General features: G+C 70.6%; 6 protein-coding genes. 4 read left to right on the top strand and 2 right to left on the bottom strand.

From position 1 onward, the window contains the following. Positions 1-1,369: YhgE/Pip domain-containing protein (locus tag C3B61_RS20155; RefSeq protein ID WP_208858761.1), on the bottom strand; the 1,369-nt coding region annotated here is incomplete at its 3' end. After that, positions 1,366-2,040 carry a hypothetical protein gene (locus C3B61_RS02260; protein ID WP_103459400.1) on the bottom strand — a complete coding sequence of 225 codons (675 nt, stop codon included), beginning with the start codon at positions 2,038-2,040 and terminating at the stop codon, positions 1,366-1,368. The genes C3B61_RS20155 and C3B61_RS02260, both read right to left, overlap by 4 nt. Positions 2,041-2,281: 241 nt before the next feature. Between C3B61_RS02260 and C3B61_RS02255 the strand changes: the two genes are divergently transcribed. The 4 genes from C3B61_RS02255 to C3B61_RS02240 all read left to right on the top strand — a co-directional run bounded on the left by C3B61_RS02255 (position 2,282) and on the right by C3B61_RS02240 (position 6,322). After that, on the top strand, positions 2,282-2,959 hold the full coding sequence (locus tag C3B61_RS02255) for an ATP-binding cassette domain-containing protein (protein ID WP_103430657.1): 678 nt from the start codon (positions 2,282-2,284) through the stop codon (positions 2,957-2,959). Beyond that, the gene (locus tag C3B61_RS02250; RefSeq protein ID WP_103459399.1) at positions 2,960-5,092 is read left to right on the top strand and encodes a YhgE/Pip family protein; all 2,133 of its coding nucleotides are present in this window, start codon (positions 2,960-2,962) and stop codon (positions 5,090-5,092) included. 38 nt (positions 5,093-5,130) lie between these two features. After that, on the top strand, positions 5,131-5,703 hold the full coding sequence (locus C3B61_RS02245) for a TetR/AcrR family transcriptional regulator (RefSeq protein ID WP_103459398.1): 573 nt from the start codon (positions 5,131-5,133) through the stop codon (positions 5,701-5,703). 100 nt (positions 5,704-5,803) lie between these two features. Further along, complete coding sequence (locus C3B61_RS02240) at positions 5,804-6,322, top strand: DUF3151 domain-containing protein (RefSeq protein WP_088457404.1); 519 nt, start codon at positions 5,804-5,806, stop codon at positions 6,320-6,322. Positions 6,323-6,325 lie beyond the last annotated feature (3 nt).

Genomic DNA, 6,325 nt, shown 5'->3' with positions numbered 1-6,325 from the left:
GGTGCGCGCCGGTGGCGAGGGCGGCCGCGCCGTCGGCGGATGTGCGCGCCCCGGTCGCGGCGGTCGCGGCACCGGTGGCCAGGCTGCTCGCGCCGTCGGCGCTCTGCTTGGCCCCGTCGGCGGTCTGGGCAGCCCCGGTCGCCAGCTGGCTGGTACCGGTGCTGAGAGTCGTGATGGCGGTGCCGGCAGCGGTCAGGGCGGCGCCGCTGTCGGTGATGCTGCGGCCGATCGGCTCGAGGGTGGCCAGTGCGGCGTCCACCTCGGTCTGGCTGAGTCCGGCGGCGGTGAGCTGATCGGCCAGGGCAGTGCGTGCGGCGCTGTAGGTCGCGCCCGCGCCGGCGAATTGGGTACCGGCCGCACCGGCGGCGGTGTTCAGCGCCGCCGTGCCGTCGGCCACCTGTTGGGCAGCGGCGGCGACCTGGGCGGCACCGGTGGCGACCTTGCCGGTGCCGGCGGCGAGGGTGGTGGCACCCTGCGACAGCGCGGCGGTGCCGTCGGCGACCTGCCCGGTTCCGGTGGCCAGGGCGTCGGCTCCGGTCGCGACCTGGCCCGCGCCGGCGGCGAGGCCGCCCGCTCCCGTGCTGAGCTGCGCGGCGCCGGCGGCCAGGCTGTCGGACCCGGTGGCGACCTGGCCCGTGCCGTCGGCGACCTGGGCGGCACCGTCGGCGAGCTGCCCGGTGCCGTTGGCGAGGGTGCCGGCTCCCGTGGCCAGCTGGCCGGTGCCGTCTGCGAGCCGGCCCGCCCCGTCGGCGAGGCTGCTGCCGCCGTCTACGGCGGTCGACGCGCCATCCGTCAGCTGGGTGGCGCCATCGGCGGCGTCGACCAGGCTCGAGCGGATGTCGGACAGGCCGATGAGCAGGGTGTCGGCGGCCTGCTCGTTGACCCGTTCGACGATGGCATCCCGAATGGTCTGGGCGGCCTGGCTGCCGATCGTGGAGGCGAGGTAGCTGTTGGTGTCGTTGGTGGTGAGGGTGATCGTGGCCTGGTGCGGGGTATCGGATGAGGACGAGGCGATCGAGCTGGAGAAGTCGGCGGGAATCGTGACGCTGAAGTCGTAGGTGGCGTCGGCCACACCGGCCTTCGCGGTCGCCGCGGTCACGGTGTGCCAGTCGAAGGTGCCGTCCTCGATGAGCTGCTCGGCGACGTCGGTGCCGTAATTGGTGGCGGCGCCGTCCAGCTCCGAGCCGGTGTCGGACACGACGAGGGCCACGGGCACCCGGTCCAGGCCCGCGTACGGGTCCTGGTTGGCCCAGAGGTAGAGGCCGCCGTAGAGCACGGGCACCAGCATCAGCGCGACGAGTGCCACGCGGGACATGGTCGTGGCGGTCAGGCGCGCCAGTTCGGCGCGGATCATGGCGAAGATCTTCACAGTTCGTCGGCTCCAGCGGTGGTGAGGGATGAGCGTACGAGTCCGGCGGGCAGTTCCCCGGCCGGCTCGAGGTTGGTCAGTTCCAGGTCGGCGATCGCGTGCGCGGAGGCGTCACCGGCGATCACGAGCACCGCATACCCCCGCGCGGCCAGGCCGCCCGCGACGTCCCACCAGCCCAACGGGTCGCCGCCGTGGCGGTCGGGCGAGGTGAGAACGAGGCCCAGAACGCCGTCGCGAAGCACCGCCAGCTCGGTAAGCAGGCGGATGCGGTCGTCGGGCGCGAGGTCGCCCATATCGGAGTGTGCCTGGTCGGCGAGGTCGAGCTCGGTGAGCACCCGCGTGACCGTGCGTCGGCGGCCGAGCCGGCCGGCGAACATAAGCTCTTCGGCCACCACCTCGTCAACCTTCAGGTCCGCGGCCGGCTCCGAGACCCCGAGGGCGTCGACGAGGGCGATCTGGCGGCGCAGTCCCGCATAGTCGGTGTGGCCGTCCAGGGTGACGGTTCCGGCATCCGGCCGCATCCGCCCCGAAGCGATCAGGCCCAGAACAGTGGGGCGGCGTTCGGTCTCGGCGCGAGCAAATGTGACAGCGCCGCTGGCGAATTCCAGGGTCGTTTCCGGAAGGGCCGAGTTCTTCGGTCCTTTGGTGACGGCAGTGAGGTTAACGCGCATGCGAGCGCCTCCAGGGGGAGAGGGGCCCGACCAGCGCCGGACCGAATTCTGGGGGGAAAGGGGCATCGCGGCGCTGGGACAGGGTCACACTCTAATTCACTCACCCTGACTTGGGCTGACTAGTCAGTGTGAGTTCGAAAGCTCTCAGAGAACACCCAAGCCAGGGGTGCGCTTGCATCCGTCGAAAGAGCGGATCTATACTGACTAGTCGGTACAAAGATGCCGACGAGAGAGGAACGACGTGCAGGCGACACTGATAGCGGATGAACTGAGCGTGAGTCACAAGCGGGGCGTGGTCTTCGGGCCGCTGAGCTTCAGCGCCGACGACGGCCTCACCGTGATCTGCGGTCCGGCCGGCAGCGGCCGCACGAGCCTGCTCCTCACCCTGGCCGGGCGGATGAAGCCCAGCTCCGGCAGCCTGTTCGTGCTCGGGGAGGACCTGCCCCGCCACGCCAGGCGGATCCAGCGCCGCACGGGCGTGTCAGGGTTCCACGGCATCGACACCCTCGAGGAGTCGGTCAGCGTGGCCGCGGCCATCCGAGAACGCCACGCGTGGCTCGCCCCGTGGTGGTCCTTCATCCGCGCGGTCGACGATGCCGAGGTCGCCCGCGTCTGCGGTCCCGTCTTCGGTGACATCCCCGTGCCCGCCGCCAGCACCATGATCTGGGACCTCGACGAGGTGGAGATGGTGCTGCTGCGCGCGTCGCTGGCCATGATGAGCCGCCCCGACGTCCTGTTCTTCGACCAGGTCGAGCAGGTGCATTCCGCCGAGGCCCGCCGCCAGCTCTGGTACCGGCTCGGCGCGATCGTGCAGGCCGGCACCCCCGTGATCGCCTCGGCGATCGCACCGGACTTTGAAATGTGGGCGGAACTGGGCATCGACCCGACCGTCCTGTACATGAACCAGGAGATTCGCTAGATGTTCGCCTTCCTCTCTACGGGAACGGAGCTGCGCCGCTTCGGCAAGGGCACTCTGCCCAAGATCGCACTCGTCGTGCTGATGTTCATCCCCCTGATTTATGGCGCCCTGTACCTGTGGGCCTTCTGGGCGCCCGACAAGGAGCTCAGCCACCTGCCGGTCGCCCTGGTCAACACCGACACCGGCGCCACCCGCGACGGTGAGGAGTTCAGTGCCGGCGACGACCTCGTCGACAAGCTCATCGACGGCAACGACCTGGGCTGGGTCGAAACCAGTGCCGCGGATGCCGCCACCGGCGTCATCGACGGCGACTACTACTTCTCGGTCACCATCCCCGCCGACTTCTCCACCGACGCGATCTCCGCCGGCACCGACACCCCCACCGCGGCCGAGGTGCAGGTCGACTACAACGACAGCAACAGCTTCCTCGCCTCAACCCTGGGCAAGCAGGCTATGGTGCAGCTGCGCGACGCCGTGTCGGTGAACATCGGCGACCAAACCGTCAACGCGATGCTCGTGGCCGTGAACGAGGCCGGCGACGGCATCCGCAGCGCGGCAGACGGCGCCGGCACCCTCGCCGACGGCCTCACGACGGCCGAAACCGGCGCCGGCACCCTCGTCGACGGGTTGGGCGACCTCTCCGCCGGCGCTGTGGAGCTCGACGACGGCGCCGCGCAGGTGGCCGACGGCTCCTCCACGTTGGCCACCGGGCTCGGCACGCTGTCCACCGGAGCGGCGACCCTGTCCGACTCCTCGGTGAAACTTGCCGACGGTGCCACCGCGGTCGCCGACGGATCCCAGAAGGTGTCCGACGGCTTCGCCAAGGCCGCCACCGGGGCAGCCACCCTCTCCGACTCCTCCGACCAGCTCGCCGCCGGGGCCACCTCGATCGCCACCGGTGCCGGGCAGCTCGCCACCGGGACGACCACGCTCTCCGATGGTCTGAAGAATCTCGAGGCGGCCATCGCTGCGGCTCCGGCCGGCACACCGGCCTCCGCCTTCCTGCCCTCGGTGACCAAGCTCGCCGGCGGCGCCGACACCCTCAACACCCAGACGCAGGGTGCCGCGACCCAGATCTCGGCCTACGCGACCTCCAGCGGGCAGTTCGCGGCCGGTCTCGGCCAGCTCTCCGACGCCCTCACCGGTGGTGCCCCCGGCGCCGCCCAGGTCGCATCCGGAGCCTCGGACGTCGCCGCCGGCGCCGGCGCCCTCTCGGCCGGGGCCGGCAAGCTCGCCACCGGCGCGGCGACCGCGGCCACCGGATCGGCGACCCTCGCCGACGGCGCTGACAGCCTGGCCGCCGGAACCGGCACCCTCGTCGACGGCAGCACGAAGCTGGTCGACGGCGGGACCGAATTGCAGTCCGGCACCGTGCAACTCGCCGATGGCGGCCACACCCTCGCCGATGCCCTTGCGACCGGCGCGGCAGCCGCGCCGGACGACAGTGACGCGCAGATCGCCACGAAGGCCTCGGTGATCGCGAACCCGGTCGACCTCAAGCAGACCTGGGAGAACGCCTCCGACAGCTTCGGAGAGGGGTTCGCGCCCTTCTTCCTCGCCCTGGCCACCTTCGTCGGTGCGCTGATCACCTGGCTGATCCTGCGGGCGCTGCCCACCCGGGCGCTGGCCAGCGCCGCCTCCGGGCTGCGCGCCACGATGACCGGGTTCCTGCCGGCCATGGCGATCGGCCTCAGCCAGGTCGTGATCATGGTCCTGGTGCTGGTCTACGGCATCGGGCTCACCCCGGCGCACTGGCTGGGCATGTCGGTCTTCATCTACCTCACCACTCTGGCGTTCCTGGCGCTGCAGCAGATGTTCATCATCCTGTTGGGCACCGCGGCCGGCCGCGTGGTCAGCCTGGTGCTGCTCATGCTGCAACTGAGCTCGTCGGGTGGAACCTACCCGGTGGAGACCACGCCGGAGTTCTTCCAGATCCTGCACCCGTGGATGCCCGCCTCGTACGTGGTCACCGGGCTCCGGCAGCTCATCACCGGAGGAATCGACTCTAGACTGTGGCTCTCCGTGCTTGTGCTCGTGGGCATCCTGGTCGGCTCGATCGCCGTCAGCGCCTGGAGCGCGTCCCGGCAGCGGATGTGGACGATCACCCGGCTGCACCCCGAGATGACCATCTAGCCCTGAGCCCGCACCGAGTGCACTGAGAGGACCGGCCCATGCCCCGCGCGATCGGAACCAAACGAGCGATCCTGGATGCCGCGCTGGAGCTGGCCGCCACCCGCGGGATCACCGGCACCACGATGGATGACGTCGCGGAGCGCGCCGGGGTGGCCAAGGGCAGCCTGTATTACAACTTCAGCTCGAAGGACAACCTCTTCGAGGCGCTGTTGCAGGAGGGAGTCGGCGCGCTCGCCGATTCCCTCCGCGAGGCGCGCACCGGCCTGCACGGCCGGGCCGCGCTGGAAGCGTTGATCACGGTGCTGCTCGACCGGATCGAGGCCAACGCGGGCCTGGCCAAGCTGATGGCGGCCGAGATCTTCCGCACCGACCGGGCCTGGCAGAAGACCCTGTTCGCCCTGCGGCACGACGCCCTCGCGGTCTTCGCCGAGGCGATCGCCGAGACCAAGCCGGCCACCGCGGCGGCCGGCACCAGCGGGCTGATGGCGTCCAGCGTGTTCGGTGCCGTGCTCATGGCCGGCCTGGAATGGCTGGTCTTCGAGCCCGACCGGCACCGCGACGAGGTCTCCGCGACCATCCTCGAGTCCCTCTCCGGCGGCCTGCTCGCCTGAGCCCCTGTCGCGAACTGTGACCTGAGCCCCAGAATCGGGCGAATGTGGTGCTTAAGTCACAGCTCGCGGGGCTGAATCGCGGGTCGCGGTAGTATCGAGTGTGACCGGCGCAAATCTGATCGACCAGCCCGAGACCCTCCTACCCGCGGAACCGGAGGTGACCGAAGCGCTCAGCCGAACCGCAACGCAGGATATTGCGACCGTGGTGGCGGCGCATCCGAAGTCATCGCTGGCCTGGTCGGCGCTTGCCGACTACACGCACAGCCAGGGTCGCCTGCTCGAGGCCTACGCCTATGCCCGGGTGGGCTACCACCGGGGCCTCGACGCCCTCCGTAAGGCCGGCTGGCGTGGCCAGGGCCCGATCCCGTGGGCGCACGAACCCAACCGGGGCGTTCTCCGCGCGCTGTTCGCCCTCCGCCGTGCCGCGGCCGAGATCGGTGAGACCGACGAGTTCGAGCGTCTCACCGCGTTCCTTACGGGCGCGGACCCCACCGTCATCACCCGGTTGCGCTCGCAGCACACCGAGACCCAGATGTTCCCGGCGATTCAGCCCGCCGTTTCGCCCGGCGACGACCCGGCCCCGCCGACCGCCGCCTTTGTTATTCGAGGAGACAACTAACCC

This window comes from Cryobacterium zongtaii (assembly GCF_002909375.1).
In the GTDB taxonomy this organism is placed as follows: Bacteria; Actinomycetota; Actinomycetes; order Actinomycetales; family Microbacteriaceae; genus Cryobacterium; species Cryobacterium zongtaii.
This window is presented reverse-complemented; position numbering and strand designations above follow the sequence as displayed.

Excerpts from the sequence above, each read along its gene's own strand:
- C3B61_RS02245 (WP_103459398.1), top strand. The coding sequence starts at position 5,131 with ATGCCCCGCGCGATCGGAACCAAACGAGCGATCCTGGATGCCGCGCTG.
- C3B61_RS02260 (WP_103459400.1), bottom strand. The coding sequence starts at position 2,040 with ATGCGCGTTAACCTCACTGCCGTCACCAAAGGACCGAAGAACTCGGCC.
- C3B61_RS02250 (WP_103459399.1), top strand. The coding sequence starts at position 2,960 with ATGTTCGCCTTCCTCTCTACGGGAACGGAGCTGCGCCGCTTCGGCAAG.